Genomic DNA, 16,489 nt, shown 5'->3' with positions numbered 1-16,489 from the left:
CGCAATGTGTCCAAGCGGCAGATGGCCTGGCAGTTGCTCAAGGACACCGTCAATTCGTGCATGGAGTACCGGATTCTCGGACTCGCCGCCGAGGCCGCGTTCTTCACCCTGCTGTCCCTGCCGCCCCTGCTCCTCGCGCTGATCGGTCTGCTCGGATACGTCGACGAGTGGACCAACACCACCACCGTCGCCTCCATCGAGCGCAACATCCTCGACGCCGCGAGGACCGTGCTCAGCGAGCGCGGCGTCAACGACTTCGCCAAACCGCTCCTGGCGGACGTCTCCACCGGCGCCCGCCCCGACGTCATCTCGATCGGCTTCGCGATCGCGCTCTGGTCGGGCTCCCGCGCGGTCAACGTCTTCATCGACACGATCACCGTGATGTACGGGCTCGACGGCCAGCGCGGCATCGTCAAGACCCGGCTGCTCTCCTTCCTCCTGTACGTCGTCGCGCTGCTGCTCGGGTCCGTCGTGCTGCCGCTGCTCGTCGTCGGCCCGGACCGGGTCGTCGAGTTCGTCCCGTGGGGCACCGAGCTCATGAGCGTCCTGTACTGGCCGCTGGTGATCCTGCTGTCGATCGTGTTCCTGACGACGCTCTACCACGTGTCGGTACCCGTGAGGTCGCCGTGGATCGAGGACGTGCCCGGGGCGCTGGTCGCGCTCGCGATGTGGGCGCTCGGCAGCTTCCTGCTGCGGATCTACCTCACCAGCACGGTCGAGGGACCGACGATCTACGGCTCACTGGCGGCCCCGATCGCCGTACTGCTCTGGATCGGCATCTCCGCCTTCGCCGTGCTGGTCGGCGCGGCGGTCAACGCGGCCATCGACCGGGTGTGGCCCTCGATGGCGACGGCCGCCGCCCGTGCGGCGAACGACCGGCTGCGGGCCGCCCAGGCGGCCGAGTTCGTCGCCCGGTCGCAGGCGGAGAGCCCGAGGAGGAGCAGACCGGCGTACGACTGGGACGACGAGGGCGACGACGACGAGGACGACGGGCTGGCCGACAGCCCTTACATGCCGTCCGAGTTCCCCGAGCGCTGGTCGAAGTTCCTCCCCCCGGACGACGTGAAGTCCCGGCTCCACCCGCACCGCGAGAAGGAGCCGGACAAGGAACCGGGCAAGGAGCAGGACAAGGACGGCGATCCGGCCCCGGAGAAGGACGACGGGCCGGGCGGCCCCGAGCGGGACGGGCGCGGCGGCGCCCTCGGCGGCTGACGCCCCGGCAGCACCATGGGCGAGGAACGGTACCGGGAGCGGCCGTCACGGTTCGAGGGCGCGACCGCGTGGACGCTGGAGCTGTCCGGGGGGCCGGTCGGCCCGGTGCTGCCCGACGGCTGCATGGACCTGCTCTGGATCGACGGACGGCTGCTCGTCGCGGGCCCCGACACCCGGGCCATGACCCCGTCCGTCCCGGCCACCGGGCGGTGCGCCGGGCTCCGCTTCGCCCCCGGCACCGCCCCCGCGCTCCTCGGCGTACCGGCGCACGAACTGCGCGACCGCCGGGTCGAGCTGGCCGACCTGTGGGCCCCGGACCGGGTACGGGCGCTCACCGACCGGGTCGCCGGGGCCCCGGACCCGGCCGCCGCGCTGGAGGCCCTGGCGCTGCGGGCCGCCACCCGCACGGCGGCCCCGGACCCGCTGATGCGGTACGTCGCGGAGCGGCTCGGCGCCGGGCTCTCCGTCACCGAGACCGCGCGGCGGGCCGGGATCGGCGCCCGCCAGCTGCACCGCCGCTCGCTCGCCGCCTTCGGCTACGGGCCCAAGACCCTGGCCCGGGTGCTGCGGCTGCGGCGGGCACTGGCCCTGGCCCGGTCGGGGATGCCGTACGTCGAGGCGGCGGTCCGGTCCGGCTGCACCGACCAGGCCCACCTCGCCCGGGAGATGCGGGCCCTGACCGGGACCACCCTCACCGCGCACCTCGGCCGCTGAGCGCCCCGGGCCCGCTCAGCCGTTGGCGGCGAAGAGCGAGACCGCGCAGCCGTCCGGGTCGAGGACCGTCGCGTACCGCTGCCCCCACACCGCGTCCCACGGCGCCAGATGCCCCCGGTACCCGGCACCGGTCAGCTCCTCGTACACCGCGTCCACCTCCGCCGGACCGTCGCACCGGAAGGCCAGCGAGAGGCGGTCGCCCCCGGCCGGCGGGGCCCAGTCGGGGTCGAACGAGCGGATCACGTCCTCGGTGTCCCAGAGCAGCCGCTGCCCGCCCGGGAGGGTCACTTCGACGTGGGGTGCGGATTCCGCTCCGGCGGGGATGTCGAGGCCGAGCCGGCGGTAGAAGGCGAGCGATGCGGCAAGATCCGCGGTGACGATGCCGATCGCGTCCATGCGTGGAGTCATGCCCCGACCGTAGGCCCGGCCCCGGCACCGGGTCTTGTACGAAACGGACGTCCGGCCCGGTCAGCAGTCCGCGGGGGAGGTACCCGGGTCCGTCAGGGCGAGGCCGAGCTGGGCGCGCTCGGTGACCCAGCGGCTCGGGCGGTGGCGCGGGTCGCCCGTCGTCCGGTGCAGCGCCCGGTGCAGCGCCAGCATCCGGTCCGCGCCGATCCGCTCGCCCCAGGCCAGCGGCCCGTACGGGTAGCCGAGCCCCGCGGTGACCGCCAGATCGATGTCGCCCGGGGCGGCGATGGAACGCTCCGCGATCCCGGCCGCGACCGACACCACCGAGGCGAGCAGCCGCTGCGCCACCGAGCCCGCCGTGTCCCGCACCACCGACACCGCCCAGGGCTCCTCGCCCTCCGCCGCCCGGGCCAGGACCGTGCGGGCGTCGCGCGCGGCGGCCGGATCCGCCGCCGGGGTCACCGCCAGCACCCGGCGCCGCCCGGCCGCGGGCAGCGGGTCGACCCCGAAGGCGCGTCCGGCGGGCAGCCCGTCGGCGGCCACCGCCGAGGCCACCGACGTCCCCCACACCGGGACCAGCACCACGGCCGCCTCCGACGGCCCGTCACCGGACTCCACCGTGGCGCCCGCTGCGGCCAGCGCCGCCCGCAGCGCCGCCGCATCCCGGTCCTGGCCCTCGGGGGCGTGCACGAACACCGGGCGGTCCGGGTCGCCGGTGACGGGCGGTTCCGGCGCGGGGGCGGGGGCCTCGGGGCCGTACGCGTACCAGCCGCGCCCGGTCTTGCGGCCGTGCAGCCCGGCCGTCACCCGGTTCGGGGTGAGGTAGGAGGGGCGGAGCCGGTCCGCGTGGCGGAAGCCCTGCCAGATCGAGTCGATCACCGCGGCCGTCACGTCCAGGCCGGTGAGGTCCATCAGCTCGAACGGGCCCATCCGCAGCCCCAGCACGTCACGGGCGATCCGGTCGATGTCCGCCGGTTCGCCGACGGTCTCCTCCAGCAGCGCCAGCGCCTCCGTCACCAGTCCGCGCCCGGCGTGGTTGACCAGGAAGCCGGGGGTGTCGGCGACGGTGACCGCGCGGTGGCCGCACCCCTCGACGAACGCGGTCAGGGCGGGCGGGATCTCCGGGCGGGTGGCCGCGCCGGGCACGATCTCGACGATCCGCATCAGCGGCACCGGGTTGAAGAAGTGCAGCCCGGCCAGGCGCGTCGGGTCCTTCAGCGCCGAGGCGATCGTGGTGACCGACAGGGAGGAGGTGTTGGTCGCGAAGACGGCCGCCTCCGGCAGCGCCCGCTCCAGCCGGCCGAAGACCTCGGCCTTGGTCGCGAGGTCCTCCCGCACCGCCTCCACGACCAGCTCGACCTCCGGCCCGGCGGCCCACGGGTCGTCGAGCGGAACCAGCCGATCCAGGGCGGCGTCCCGGTCCGCGCCCGACATCCGGCCCTTGGCCACGGCCCGTTCCAGCATGGACCGTACGAAGTCCACGGCGGTCGTCACGGCCTCGGCGCGCACGTCGCCCAGCTCGACGGTGTGTCCGGCGGTCGCCGCCCACTGGGCGATGCCGCGGCCCATGGCCCCGGCGCCGACGATCCTGATACGCATGGCGGTTGCGGTCCTCTCGGGGTGTCACATGTGATCGGTCTCAGCGAAGATAGACGGGAAGCGGGCCCATGTCTGCGGGCGTCGGCCGGAGTTCGGCCGCCGCGCGGACCCATGGGCCCGTCCGGCCGCCGGGCGCGGGGGCGTGCTCCGGAAGCGGTGCCGTCCGTCCGCCGGGCGGCCGGGGCTTCCGGGCCGCGCCCGGGGCCGGCGGTATCCGCCCGTCCGTCCCGAAAGGCCACACCGTGCCCGACCGCCAGCCCGACGTCGTCATCTGCGAACCCCTGCGTACGCCCATCGGCCGGTTCGGCGGGGTCTTCGCCGGGCAGACCCCGGCCGTCCTCGCCGCGCGGGTCGTCGCCGAGGTGGTGGCCCGTACCGGGATCGCGCCCGACGCCGTCGACGAGGTGATCCTCGGTCACTCCTACCCGTCCGCCGAGGCCCCCGCCATCGGCCGGGTCGCCGCGCTGGACGCCGGGCTGCCCCAGACGGTCACCGGATCGCAGGTCGACCGCCGCTGCGGCTCCGGCCTCCAGGCGGTGCTGGACGCGGCGATGCAGATCCGGGCCGGTTTCAGCGAGGTCGTCGTCGCGGGCGGCGTCGACGTGATGAGCGCCGCCCCGTACTACACCCATGACGGCCGCTGGGGCATCAAGGGCCCCGGCCTCCAGCTCCACGACGCGCTGGCCCGGGGCCGGGTCACCGCGGGCGGCCTCCACCACCCCGTCCCCGGCGGCATGATCGAGACCGCCGAGAACCTGCGGCGGGCGTACGGCATCGGCCGGGCCGAGCAGGACGAACTCGCCCTGCGCTCCCAGCAGCGGGCCGCCCGCGCCGCCGCCGAGGGGCGGTACGACGCGGAGATCGTCCCGGTCACCGTACGGAACCGCAAGGGCGAGACCGTCGTCGCCACCGACGAGCACCCCCGCCCCGACACCACCGCGGAGCAGTTGGCCGCGCTCCGCCCGGTGATGTCGAAGACGGACCCGGAGGCGACGGTCACCGCGGGCAACGCCAGCGGGCAGAACGACGCGGCCGCCGCCTGCCTGGTGACCAGCGCGGCCACCGCCGAGCGGCTCGGCCTGACCCCGCTGGTCCGGCTGGTCTCCTTCGCCCGCGCCGGGGTGCCCGCGGCGACGATGGGGCTCGGCCCCGTACCGGCGACCCGCACCGCCCTGGAGCGGGCCGGGCTCACCCTGGCCGACCTCGACCTGATCGAGCTGAACGAGGCGTTCGCCGCCCAGGTCCTGGCCTGCACCCGGGAACTGGGCCTCGGCGAGAAGGACCACGAGCAGCGGATCAACGTCAACGGCTCCGGGATCTCCCTCGGCCACCCGGTCGGCGCGACCGGTGCCAGGATCCTCGCCACGCTCACCCGCGAACTGCACCGCCGCGAGGCCCGGTACGGCCTGGAGACCATGTGCATCGGCGGCGGCCAGGGCCTCGCCGCGGTCTTCGAGCGGATCGCCGGCTGAGATCCGGGGCCCTGGCCGCGGATCTCAGCCGGGCCCCAGGAGCCTCCGGTGGGCTCAGGTCCGGGTGATCCCGGCGACGAAGCGGGCGGTCAGAGCGGTGGGGGCGGTGATGGCGGTCCCGACGACCACGCTGTGGGCGCCGCGCGCCAGGGCCTCGGCGGCCTCCTCGGGGGTGTTGATCCGGCCCTCGGCCACCACCGGGACGGTGATCGCGGCGGCCAGCGCGGAGACCAGGTCGAGGTCGGGGCCGGGCTGCCGGGGGCTGCCGGGCACGTAACCGGAGAGCGTGGTGGAGACGTAGTCGGCGCCCTGCCCGGCGGCCGCGATCCCCTCGTCGAGCGTGGCGACATCGGCCATCACCAGCGCGCCCGCCCCGTGCACCGCCGCGACCAGTTCGGCGAAGGTGGAGCCGTCCGGGCGGGGCCGGTCGGTGGCGTCGGCGGCGACGATCCGCGCCCCGGCCTCCGCGACGGCCAGGGCGTGCCGGACGCTCGGGGTGATGTAGACGCCGACGTCGCCGTCCTTCCACAGCCCGATCACCGGAAGGTCGACGGCCGCGGTGATCGCGGCGACCACCTCCGGCTCGTTGGCGCGGATCGCGGCGCCGCCCCCGGCGACGGCCGACCGGGCGAGCCGGACGAGGGTGGCGGTGTCGCGCATCGGGTCGCCGGGCGGGGCCTGGCAGGAGACGATCAGCCTGCCCCGGAGGGCGTCGGCCAACTCCCCGGCGGACGGGCCCGACTTCCGGGCGGTCGGGGTCGGCGCCTGAACGGTCGTGGTCGGTTCCTGAGCGGTCGTGGTCGGTTCCTGGGCGGTCATCGCGGGGCTCCCGGGTGGTGGAGGGGCAGGGTGGTGGTGAGGGCGGCGGCGCCGAGCACGGCCGCGTCGGCGCCGAGGAGGGGCGCCCGGGGCAGCAGCCCGCGCAGCGGTCCCATCAGCTCCGCGGTGAACGCGGCGGCCAGCGCGTCCCCGTAGAGCGGGCCGATCCGGGGGACGCCGCCGCCGACGACGACCCGGTCCGGCCCCAGCGCGTTGGCGAGGCCGCCGAGCAGCCGGCCGGTGGCGGTGGCGCCGGTGGTGATGGCGCGGACGGCGGCCGTCTCGCCCCGCCCGGCGCGGGCGGCGACGGTCTCCAGCCGGTCCACCGGCGCGCCGGTCAGCCGCTCGTAGTGGGCGGCGATGCCGGGACCGGAGGCGATGACCTCCAGATGGCCGGTGGCACCGCAGGTGCAGGGCAGCCCGGCCGCCTCGGGGCTGGGGAGATGGCCGAGATGACCGGCCAGCCCGGCCGACCCGTGCAGCATCCGCCCGTCGACGGCGACCGCGCCGCCGACGCCGGTGCCGACCGCGAGGAAGAGCAGCGATCCGTGCGCGTACCCGGGCTCGGCGGTCAGCGCCGCCAGCTCCGGACCGGCCGTGGCGCGTACGTCGTTGTCGCAGGCCACCGGGGTTCCGGTGCGGTCGGCGAGGCCCGCGCCCAGAGCGGTCCCGGCCCAGCCGCCGATGGAGTCGGTGGCGCTGGTGACCAGGCCGGTACGGGGGTCGATCACCCCGGCCGCCGCGACGCCGATCGTCGTGGCCCGGCGCTCCGGGTCGACGGCCGCGGCCGCCCCGGCGAGAGCGTCCAGCACGGCGGGCGCGCCGTCCCGGGCCGGGGTGGGGCGGGTGTGCCGGGCCAGGACCGTGCCGTCCGGCCCGACGAGCGCGGCGGCGATCTTCGTACCGCCGAGGTCGAGGCCGATCACCGGGGCCTTGCCCCGCGCGGCGGGCCCGCTCATCGGACCGGCGGCGGGCAGACGGCGGACCCGGCACCGCGTCGGCCGGGCGGGGCGCCGACCGGCGGGACGACACCGGGCGGCGGTGCGGTCAGGGACATCGTGAGGCTCCAGCCCGGTCGGTGCGCCGATCCGTGGCCCGGGCCGACTGAGCGGATCGAGACATGAGACGTAAGATGTCTTATGTCTCGCACACCTTAGACGGATGGACGTGCGGCCGGTCAAGGGGTGGACGCGCGGTACCGAGGATCGGCGCGCGCTACGGCGTCGGCGCGGAGCCGGTGATCGAGGTGACGGCCATCCGGACCGCGCGGTCCGTGACCGCCTCGGCGTCGTCGCCGCCCTCGATCGCCGTGGTGGCGGCGTTGACGATGCCCTGGAGGAGCAGTGCGGTGCGCCTCGGGTCCGGTTCGCCCAGCACGGTCAGGGCCTCGGTCAGCGGGGTCAGCAGCTCCCGGTGGGCGTGGGCCGCGCTCTCCCGTACCACCGTCGCGTCCCGGACCCCGGCCAGCGCCGCCGCGATCCGGTGCTCGCCCCGGCGCACCAGGTCCAGCTGGCACGACACGTACGCGGCGATCTTCTCCTCGGGGGTGGTGGCCGCCGCCATGCCCTCCCGGATGGCGTCCGTCCAGCGCGGCATCGCGTCCTCGACGACGGCGGCGAGCAGCTCGGGCCGGCCGGGGAAGTACTTGTACACGCTGTTGCGGGCGAGGCCGGTGGCCCGGGCGACCGCGGTGAACGTCACGGCCGCCGCGTCCCCGCCCTCCAGCAGCTCGCGCGCGGCCCGCACCAGGGCCAGCCGCTGCTGGGCGTGGTGCTCGGCGACCGTGGCGGCCTGGATCCGGGGCATCGGCACAGTCTAGAAGCCCCGGCCGTTTCCGACCCCCACTTGGGGACGCCGCGTCCCCATCATCTATCTTGGCGACGCACTGTCCCTAACATCGATCCACCGAAGGGAACCGCCGTGTTCCTCGCACTGCTGGAGCTGCGCGCCGCCCGGGGGCGCTTTCTGCTCATGGGATCCGTCGTGGTGCTCGTCGCCGCACTCGTCGGGATCGTCTCCGGCTTCACCACCGGCCTCGGCGACGACACCATCTCCGCGCTGCGCCGCCTCCCGGCCGCGCAGCTCGTCTTCTCCTCGGACGCCCGCTCCGACCAGTTCGCCCGCAGCCTCCTCGACGAGAAGACCGCCGCCGCCTGGCGCGCGGACGCGGGCACCGAAACGGCCCCGCTGGGCGTCTCCATCACCCGGGGCACCACGGACCGGGGCGCCGAGGTCGACCTCGCCGCGTTCGGCGTCGAGCCCGGCTCCTTCCTCGCCCCCTCCGTCACCGAGGGGCACGGCCTCGCGAACGCCCCGCAGGACGGCATCGTGATGTCCGCCAAACTCGCCGACGAGGGCGTACGCGTCGGCGACACCCTGGTCATCGACCGGCTCGGCATCGAACTGCGCGTCGTCGGACTCACCGAACGCTCCAGCTACGGCCATGTACCCGTCGCCTACGTACCGCTGAAGACCTGGCAGCGCATCCGCTTCAGCACCCCCGGCGCCCCCGCCGCCGCGGCCGCCGCGATCCCCGACCAGTTCAGCGCCCTCGCCCTGCGCACCGCACCCACCGACACCACGGTCACCGCCCTCGACAAGCGCCACTCCACCACCACCCTCACCAAGGAGAAGGCGTACGAGGCGGCCCCCGGCTACACCGGCGAGCGCGTCACCATGACCTCGATCCAGGTCTTCCTCTACCTGATCGCCCCGCTCGTCGTCGGCGCCTTCTTCGCGGTGTGGACGGTCCAGCGCCAGCCCGAGCTCGCCCTGCTGCGCGCCATGGGCGCCTCCCGCCGCCGGCTGCTGGCCCACACGGTGGTCCAGGCCGCGCTGGTCGTCGTCCTCGGCACCGTGGCGGGCGCCGTGCTCGCCGGAGCCGTCGGGCTGCTGGTCGGTGAGCAGGTGCCCTTCAGCCTGCCCGCCGGCACCCTCGTCGCCACCATGTGCACCGTCGCGGCCGTCGGCCTCGCGGGCACCGCCCTGACCCTGCGCCGGGTCACCCACGCCGACCCGCTGACCATGCTGGGAGCCAACCGATGAGCCTCGAACTGTCCGGCGTCACCGTCGCCTTCGGCGGCGCCGACGCCCGTACCACCGTCCTCGACGGCCTCGACGTCACCTTCGAGGCGGGCCGGATGACGGCGCTCGTCGGGCCCTCCGGCTCCGGCAAGTCCACCCTGCTCGCCGTCGCGGGCGCCCTGCTGCGGCCCACCGCCGGGCAGGTCCTGCTGGACGGCGACGACCTCGCCGTGCTCTCCGACGCCCGCCGGGCCGCGGCGCGCCGGGAGCGGATCGGCTACATGTTCCAGAGCGGCAACCTGCTCTCCGGGCTGACCGCCACCGACCAGCTCCTCGCCGCCGTGTACATCGGCGGCGGCCGCCCCCGCGCCCAGCGCTCCCGCGCGGAGGAGGCCCTCACCCGGGTCGGGCTCGGCCACCGGCTGCGCCACCGCCCCGAACAGCTCTCCGGCGGCGAGCGCCAGCGCGTCGCCCTGGCCCGCGCGCTCTTCCTCTCCCCGAAGCTGCTGCTGATCGACGAGCCGACGGCGGCCGTCGACCGTTCCCAGGCCGGCGATCTGGCCGGACTGCTGGCCGAACGGACCCACCAGGACGACTGCGTCACGGTCGTGGCCACCCATGACCCGGCCGTGGCGGAGGCCGCCGACCGGGTCGTGGACATGGCCGCGCTGACCGCCGCGGGGGTCTGAGCGCCCCGGGGCGTGTCCGGTGGATCAGGGATCAGGGCCGGTGCACGCTGCCGTAGAGATAGCTGCGGTCGCCGCCGAGCGCGGCCCGGCTCCACGCCTCCACCTCGGCCGGTCCCATCGCGGCCCAGTCGGGGGTGTGCTCCACCAGATCGCGCCCCAGCCGCCGCCCCAGCTCCACCAGCCGGGTCCCTTCGGCGGTGCGCTCGTCGGCGTACCGGCCCAGCGCGTCGGCCACCGAGGAGGTGTCCCGCAGGGCGCGTTCCAGGCAGAGCGCGTCCTGCAGGGCCTTGACCGCACCGCTGGCGGTGTGCGGCCGGGTCACCCCCGCCGCGTCGCCCGCCAGCAGGAACGGCGGCTCGGCGACCCGGGGTGCCACGAGGTCGGCGACCGGGTGGTGGGCCCGGGCGCCGGGCGTGGCCCGCACCACGACCTCGGCCCACTCCGCCGGGAAGTGCTCGACAGCCAGCTCACCCACGTACGCCTCCGGATCGGCCCCCTGCGGGGCGGTTCCGTAGACGACGTGCGCCAGCAGCCGCGATCCCGGCACCGGGCCCGGGATCGCGTAGAAGACGGCGTGCCCGCCGGGGAACCCCAGCGTCACCCAGGCGTCCCGCAGCAGCCCCAGCGGACCCGTGAGATCGCCGAGCACGTCCAGCGGGACCGTGCCCCGCCAGGCCAGATAGCCGGCGGGCACCGGCCGGACGTCCGGGGCCATCCGCTCCCGGGTGACGGAGCGGAACCCGTCCGCCCCCACCACGATGTCGTACTCCCGCTCCCCGTCCCCGGTACGGATCAGGCCGCGCCCCGAGGCCGTCCGCGCCACCGACTCCACCGGCAGCCCCCGCCGGTACACCCCCGCCCGGACCCGCTCGTGCAACGCCCGCCACAGCAGACCCCAGTTGCACGCGGCCACCGGGGCCGTCTGGCGTGCCAGCTCGCGCGTCGACCGCCCGCCCGGGGCCCGGGTGAGCCAGACCCGGGATTCGACCGGCACCGTCTCCATGTCAGCGCCCAGATAGCCGTTGGCCACCAGCTCATGGTGGAGCGGGGGCGGCATGGCGATGCCGAAGCCCCGCTCCTGGAGGGCGCCGTCGCTGCGTTCGTGGACGGTGACCTCCGCCCCGGCCCGTACCGCCGCGATCGCCATGGCGCAGCCGGCGATGCTGCCGCCGACCACGCCGATGCGTAAACCCGTCACCGTCACCGGTCCACCGTCCGTCCCGAGGTCTTCGACGCTCCGTCCGGTTCATCGTCGCACCGCCGGGGCGGACGGGGGCCGGAGCGTGGTCACGGAGTGACGGTCACCGTCCCGCCGCCGGACGCCTGGAGCCCCATCGTCCGGTACGTCGCGGTGAGCGCGGCGCTTCCCGAGGCCCCGGCCGCGACGGTGACCGGGACCTTGATGTTGGCGCCCTGGCCGGGGTCGAGCGCCGGGACGGCGCGCTGCTGGGCCGTCCAGCCCGCCGGCACGGTCAGGTCGACGGTGCCCGCGGCGCGGCGCACGTCCATCCGGTTGACGACGCGGACCGTCATCTCGGCGGTGGTGCCGGCCTTCAGGGTGGCGGGCGGGGTGACCGTGATGTCGGCGCAGGTGCCGCCGAGCCACTTCAGGTCGAAGGAGGAGTAGGTGAGGTGCGTGTAGTCGGCCCGCTCGTAGAGCAGCCCGAGCCGTCCGCCGGGCAGCCGGGTCAGCGTCGAGTAGGCGGCGGAACCCGGGTCGACGACCTTGCGGATCGGCCAGGTCCGGCCGTTGTCGCAGGACATCTTCACCGTGAGGTTGCGCCGCGCGGAGGCGTCCTCGGTGTTGCTGAACAGCAGCCACGAGGACTGCGGGTCGGACGGTGCGGCATCGGGGTTGTACCGCATCACCGAGGCGTTGTTGGCCGGGTCGGTCAGGCGGGTGTCCTGGACGAACGGGGTGTAGGTGACCCCGCCGTCGGAGGAGTACGCCACGGTCCGGTACGGCTTGGAGCGGTTGTTGAGCATGATCCGGCCGTCGGACAGCTCGACCGTCTTGTTCTCGTCGCCGCCGGGGCCGACCGGGGTGCCCATCCGCCACGTCTCGCCGTGATCGTCGCTGTAGGCGCTCGCCGCGTAGTTGGCGCCGTTGACGCGGACGGCGTACTGCTGGATCAGCCGCCCCTTGTACGCGCCGTGCCGGAGCTGGATGCCCTCGCCGGAGGCCGCGAACATGCCCGCCCAGGCGGGGTCCTTGATCTGCCGGGTGATCCGGCGGTGGGTCCAGGTCACGCCGTCGTCGTCGGAGTAGCTGTAGTCGGCCTGGAGGACGTTCGGGTCGGACTCGTCGTTGCCGGTGGCCGAGCCGAAGAAGCCCTGGTTCACCGAGGCCGCGTAGAACAGGAAGATCCGGCCGGTGGTGCGGTCCACCAGCAGGCTCGGATCGCCGTAGCCCTTGGGCGCGGCGTCCCGGCGGACCACCTGCTGGGGCTGCCAGGTCACCCCGTTGTCGGTGCTGCGGCGGACCACGATCGAGATGTTGCCCGGCAGGTCGCCGAGGGTGGGGCGGGCGTCGTAGGCCGCGATCACGGTGCCCTTCACCGAGGTGGTGAGGGCCGGGATGCGGTAGTGCGGCGAGCCCACGCCGTCGACCGTCAGGTCCTGGAAGGTCAGTTCACCGGGGGCGGGGGAGGCGGCGTACGAGGTGCCGGTGGCCGTGACGGCCAGGAGCGCGGCGGCACCGAGCAGGGCGACGGAGGCTTTTCGCTGCATGGACGGTCTCTCTTCTCGGAAGGGGATGGTGCTTCTGGGAAGGGGGAAGGCAGGGCGCGGCGGCGCGGCCGGGGTCAGGAGCGGTCGGACCGCCCCGGCGCCGGGGCGGTGAACAGGGCACGCACCCAAGCGAGTTGCTCCCGCTGCTGGTACGCGGCCCCGCCCTCGTGCCCGTTGAACGCGTAGACGCGTACGTCCTTGGCGCCCGCGTAGTTGTGGTACGCGGCGAAGCAGGTGGAGGGCGGGCAGATGTCGTCCATCATCGCGATGGAGAACAGCGCGGGGGCGGTGGCGCGGGTGGCGTGCAGGGCGGCGTCGAAGTACGCCAGGGTGGCGAAGACCGTCCCGGCCCGGTCGCGGTGGAGCCGCAGGTACTCGGCGATCTCGGTGTACGGCGGGCGGCCGGTGATCTCCGCGCCGCGCCGGATGTCGCAGAGGAACGGCACGTCCGGCATCACCCCGGCCAGCCCCGGCACCAGCCCCGCCACCGCCAGGGCGATCCCGCCGCCCTGGCTGACCCCGGTCACCACGATCCGGTCCGGGTCGACCGAGGGATGCGCGCGCGCCGTCTCGACGCAGCGCACCGCGTCCGTGAACACCCGCCGGTAGTAGTAGGTCTCGGGGCTCTCCACGCCCCGGGTGAGGAAGCCGGGCACGGTGCCGGCGGCGCCCGCGTCCGTGTCGGCGGTGGAGCCGCCCGCGGCCGACCAGCCCTGGCCGCGGGTGTCCATGATCAGGTGCGCGTACCCGGCGGAGGCCCAGACCAGGCTCTCGTGCGCCAGCCCCCGCCCCCGCCCGTACCCGAGGAACTCGACGACGCAGCCGAGCCGCCCGGTCGCCCCGGCCGGCAGATGCAGCCAGCCGCGCACCGGCCGCCCGGCGAATCCGGGCAGGGTCACGTCGTACGTACGGATCTGGCTGAGCCCCGTGTCGACGGGCGTGAACACGGGCGGGGGAGCCGCCGCGGCGGCGGCGGACGCCTCGCCCAGGGTGTCCGACCAGAAGGCGTCGAAGCCGTCCGGAACGGGCAGTTCGGGCCGGTGGTCGAGGCATTCCGCGAGCGAGAGGTCCGTCAACGGCATGGGGGTGCCCTTCTGGGGTGGGCCGGGAGGTGAACGCCGGGGCGCAGGACGCGCGAACGCCGGAAGGCTAGACAGAAGACGTCAGATGTCCTGGTGGCACACGGACCCTAGGCAGCGTTCGCGGCGACCGTCAAGGGCCCCGCCCGCACCGTTCCCCGCCCGTCCGGTTCCCCGTCGGGCGGGGCCGGTCCCTCTTCGGGGCCCGGATCAGTTCCGGGCGCGCGCCTCGGAGATCCGGCGCCTGACCGGGGCGTAGTGCTCGCCCAGCGCCTTCAGGAAGCCGGTGATGTCCCCGGCCCGCGCGGCGTCCACGATGTTCTGGTGGGCCGCGATGGTCTCCATCTCGTCGGCGTGCGTGAACCCGTCGAGATGCGGCGCGACGATCGAGTACACGTCCCAGAAGGCCATCGAGAGCTGGCCGATCAGTTCGTTGCCGAGCGGGGCGACCAGGAGCGCGTGGAAGGCCCGGTCGGCCTCGACGAAGCCGTGCCCGTCCTGGACGCCGGTCTCGCGCATCGTGGAGACCAGGCCGTCCAGCCGGTCCAGCTGCTCCGTGCTGAGCAGCGAGACGATCCGGTCGGCCATCCCACGTTCGAAGAGCTCGCGTACGTCGACCAGGTCGGCCATCACCTGGAAGTCGTCGTCGGGGGAGAGCAGCCCGCGGAAGGTCAGGCTCTCCACCAGGGCCGAGAGGCTCAGCCGTCCGACGTACGTGCCGTGCCCGTGGCGCACCTCCACGATGTCCAGCGCGGCGAGGATCTTCACCGCCTCGCGGACGCTGGAGCGGCTCGCGCCCAGTGCCTCGCAGAGGGCCGGCTCGGCGGGCAGCGGGTCCCCGGGGCGGAGCCGTTCCTCAAGGATGTAGCGCTTGATGCCCTCGACGACCTCCTGCCTGAGCAGCTGTCGGCCGGGCTTCGCACCGGACATATGTGAACTCCCCACCCTCTTGACCCCTCTCGATTGCCCAGCTACGTTCCCACGTTATCAAGGCATCAGACATCTGACGTCTGATGCGCAGGGCTCGTCGGCCCCCGTGTTCCCGGGTGCCACGATGCGTTGACCAGTCGTTTTCCGCCTTTCCTTCCGTTCCGCCTTCGATGTCCCTGGAGGACCCGTGCCCGAGCTGATAACAGCCGGTGTCGAGCGCCGTACCTTCCTGCGATTCACCGGCGCCGTCGGCGCGGCAGCCGCCATCACGGCCACTCTCTCCGCCTGTGGCGGACCGTCCTCGACCGCTGACGGCGCGACGGGCGGGGGTGGCGCCGGCGAGCTGATCGAGGCCGGTCTCTCCTACCCCCTGTCGACCGGATTCGACCCGATGATCACCTCGGGCGCGACTCCCTACGCCGCCAATATGCACATATTCGAGGGCTTGGTGGATCTCGATCCGGCAACACTCGTGGCCCGCCCCGCGCTCGCCACCGAGGCGCCGAAGAAGATCAACGCCACCACCTACCGGGCCACCCTCCGCGAGGGGGCGACCTTCCACGACGGATCGCCGGTCACTGCCGAGGACGTGGTCTTCAGCTTCGAACGCGTCCTGGACCCGAAGAACGCCTCCCTGATGGCCCAGTTCGTGCCCTTCGTCGACACGGTGAAGGCCGTCGACGCGGGCACCGTCGAGTTCAAGCTGAAGTACCCCTTCGCGCTCTTCCCGTCCCGGATCGCCGTCGTCCGGATCGTCCCGAAGAAGATCGTCGAGCCCGACCCCAAGGCGTTCGACGCCAAGCCGGTCGGCTCCGGGCCGTACCGGTTCGTCGAGGCGACCCGCGAGGACAAGATCGTCTTCGAGGCGTACGACAAGTACAACGGGCCGCATCCCGCCAAGGCCAAGAAGATGGTCTGGCGGCTGATGTCGGACCAGTCGGCCCGCGTCAGCGCCATGGAATCGGGCCGCGTCCAGGCCATCGAGGACGTCCCGTACATCGACGTCAAGCGCCTCGGGGCCACCGCGAAGACCGAGTCCGTGCAGTCCTTCGGCATGCTCTTCCTGATGTTCAACACCGCGGACAAGCGTTTCGCGGACAAGCGGGTGCGCCAGGCGGTGCACTACGCCCTGGACACCGAGAAGATCATCTCCACCGCGATGGTGGGCAACGCGGCCGCCGCCACCGGCTACGTCCCCGCCACCCACCCCGACTACCACAAGGCCGCCACCGTCTACACCCACGACGTGGAAAAGGCGAAGCAGCTGCTCGCCGACGCGGGCGTCAAGAACCTCTCCTTCACCGTCCTCACCACCGACACCGGCTGGGTCAAGGACATCGCCCCGCTGCTCAAGGAGAGCTGGGAGGCGGCGGGCGTCAAGGTCACCCTCGACATCGCCCAGTCCCCGGCCCAGTACGCCAAGGTCGACAAGGGGGACTTCGAGGTCCTCGCCGCCCCCGGCGACCCGTCCGTCTTCGGCAACGACGCGGACCTCCTGCTGCGCTGGTTCTACTACGGCTTCTGGCCCGAGAAGCGCTACGCCTGGGGCGGCTCCGCCGCGTACAAGAAGGTCAGGCAGACCCTCGACCAGGCCGCCCGCGCCGCCGACGAGACCGAGCGCAAGCGGCTGTGGGGCGAGGTGACCGACCTGGTCGCCGACGAGGCCGCGCTCTACCCGGTCCTCCACCGCAAGCTGCCCACCGCCTGGAACGAGAAGGCGCTGCCCGGCTTCGAGCCGCTGCCCACCACGGGCCTCTCCTTCCTGGACGTCGCCCGCGCCTGACCCGGCCCCGGCCCGAACGCCCGGCCCGGG

General features: G+C 74.3%; 14 protein-coding genes and 1 pseudogene. 6 read left to right on the top strand and 9 right to left on the bottom strand.

What is annotated here, in order from left to right:
- The first annotated feature begins 21 nt into the window (after positions 1-21).
- The gene (locus tag ACWC97_RS09540) at positions 22-1,212 is read left to right on the top strand and encodes a YhjD/YihY/BrkB family envelope integrity protein (RefSeq protein ID WP_450648796.1); all 1,191 of its coding nucleotides are present in this window, start codon (positions 22-24) and stop codon (positions 1,210-1,212) included.
- A 15-nt stretch (positions 1,213-1,227) separates the two neighbouring features.
- A pseudogene (locus ACWC97_RS09535) lies at positions 1,228-1,999 on the top strand (DUF6597 domain-containing transcriptional factor); the annotation flags it as partial.
- Here the strand turns inward: ACWC97_RS09535 and ACWC97_RS09530 are convergent.
- Together ACWC97_RS09530 and ACWC97_RS09525 are read right to left on the bottom strand one after the other, a co-directional pair.
- Positions 1,942-2,334 (bottom strand): VOC family protein, encoded by a 393-nt coding sequence (locus tag ACWC97_RS09530; protein ID WP_352273259.1) that lies wholly within the window; start codon positions 2,332-2,334, stop codon positions 1,942-1,944. The pseudogene ACWC97_RS09535 and the gene ACWC97_RS09530 overlap by 58 nt on opposite strands.
- Positions 2,335-2,394: 60 nt before the next feature.
- Complete coding sequence (locus ACWC97_RS09525; protein WP_352272969.1) at positions 2,395-3,933, bottom strand: 3-hydroxyacyl-CoA dehydrogenase; 1,539 nt, start codon at positions 3,931-3,933, stop codon at positions 2,395-2,397.
- 242 nt (positions 3,934-4,175) lie between these two features.
- Between ACWC97_RS09525 and ACWC97_RS09520 the strand changes: the two genes are divergently transcribed.
- On the top strand, positions 4,176-5,405 hold the full coding sequence (locus ACWC97_RS09520) for an acetyl-CoA C-acetyltransferase (protein ID WP_352272968.1): 1,230 nt from the start codon (positions 4,176-4,178) through the stop codon (positions 5,403-5,405).
- Between the two features lie 54 nt (positions 5,406-5,459).
- On the opposite strand, the gene ACWC97_RS09515 is transcribed toward ACWC97_RS09520, so the two are convergent.
- The 3 genes from ACWC97_RS09515 to ACWC97_RS09505 form a co-directional block, all read right to left on the bottom strand.
- Positions 5,460-6,224, bottom strand: coding sequence for an N-acetylmannosamine-6-phosphate 2-epimerase (locus ACWC97_RS09515; protein WP_450648424.1), 765 nt, complete (start codon positions 6,222-6,224; stop codon positions 5,460-5,462).
- Positions 6,221-7,183, bottom strand: a complete 963-nt coding sequence (locus ACWC97_RS09510) for an ROK family protein (RefSeq protein ID WP_450648422.1) — start codon at positions 7,181-7,183, stop codon at positions 6,221-6,223. Before ACWC97_RS09510 ends, ACWC97_RS09515 begins: the two co-directional genes overlap by 4 nt.
- Positions 7,184-7,439: 256 nt before the next feature.
- On the bottom strand, positions 7,440-8,030 hold the full coding sequence (locus ACWC97_RS09505) for a TetR/AcrR family transcriptional regulator (protein ID WP_450648420.1): 591 nt from the start codon (positions 8,028-8,030) through the stop codon (positions 7,440-7,442).
- Between the two features lie 114 nt (positions 8,031-8,144).
- Here ACWC97_RS09505 and ACWC97_RS09500 point away from each other — a divergent pair, with 114 nt between their 5' ends.
- Together ACWC97_RS09500 and ACWC97_RS09495 are read left to right on the top strand one after the other, a co-directional pair.
- Positions 8,145-9,269, top strand: a complete 1,125-nt coding sequence (locus ACWC97_RS09500) for an ABC transporter permease (protein ID WP_450648418.1) — start codon at positions 8,145-8,147, stop codon at positions 9,267-9,269.
- The gene (locus ACWC97_RS09495; protein ID WP_450648416.1) at positions 9,266-9,937 is read left to right on the top strand and encodes an ABC transporter ATP-binding protein; all 672 of its coding nucleotides are present in this window, start codon (positions 9,266-9,268) and stop codon (positions 9,935-9,937) included. Before ACWC97_RS09500 ends, ACWC97_RS09495 begins: the two co-directional genes overlap by 4 nt.
- Before the next feature lie 31 nt (positions 9,938-9,968).
- Here ACWC97_RS09495 and ACWC97_RS09490 read toward each other — a convergent pair whose 3' ends face one another.
- The 4 genes from ACWC97_RS09490 to ACWC97_RS09475 all read right to left on the bottom strand — a co-directional run bounded on the left by ACWC97_RS09490 (position 9,969) and on the right by ACWC97_RS09475 (position 14,676).
- Positions 9,969-11,141, bottom strand: coding sequence for an FAD-dependent monooxygenase (locus ACWC97_RS09490; protein WP_450648414.1), 1,173 nt, complete (start codon positions 11,139-11,141; stop codon positions 9,969-9,971).
- Between the two features lie 83 nt (positions 11,142-11,224).
- Complete coding sequence (locus tag ACWC97_RS09485; protein ID WP_450648412.1) at positions 11,225-12,667, bottom strand: sialidase family protein; 1,443 nt, start codon at positions 12,665-12,667, stop codon at positions 11,225-11,227.
- 74 nt (positions 12,668-12,741) lie between these two features.
- Complete coding sequence (locus tag ACWC97_RS09480) at positions 12,742-13,749, bottom strand: acetylxylan esterase (protein ID WP_352272960.1); 1,008 nt, start codon at positions 13,747-13,749, stop codon at positions 12,742-12,744.
- A gap of 207 nt (positions 13,750-13,956) precedes the next feature.
- Positions 13,957-14,676: a FadR/GntR family transcriptional regulator gene (locus ACWC97_RS09475; RefSeq protein WP_352272959.1), complete on the bottom strand. Its 720-nt coding sequence runs from the start codon at positions 14,674-14,676 to the stop codon at positions 13,957-13,959.
- A gap of 187 nt (positions 14,677-14,863) precedes the next feature.
- On the opposite strand from ACWC97_RS09475, the gene ACWC97_RS09470 reads away from it, so the two are divergent.
- A complete protein-coding gene (locus ACWC97_RS09470) occupies positions 14,864-16,459 on the top strand; it encodes an ABC transporter substrate-binding protein (RefSeq protein ID WP_450648410.1) in 1,596 nt (531 codons plus the stop codon).
- Positions 16,460-16,489: the final 30 nt, after the last annotated feature.

It is taken from the genome of Streptomyces sp. NPDC001108, from assembly GCF_053598535.1.
The sequence above is the reverse complement of the archived record's forward strand: the minus strand, read 5'-3'. Positions and strand labels throughout refer to the sequence as shown.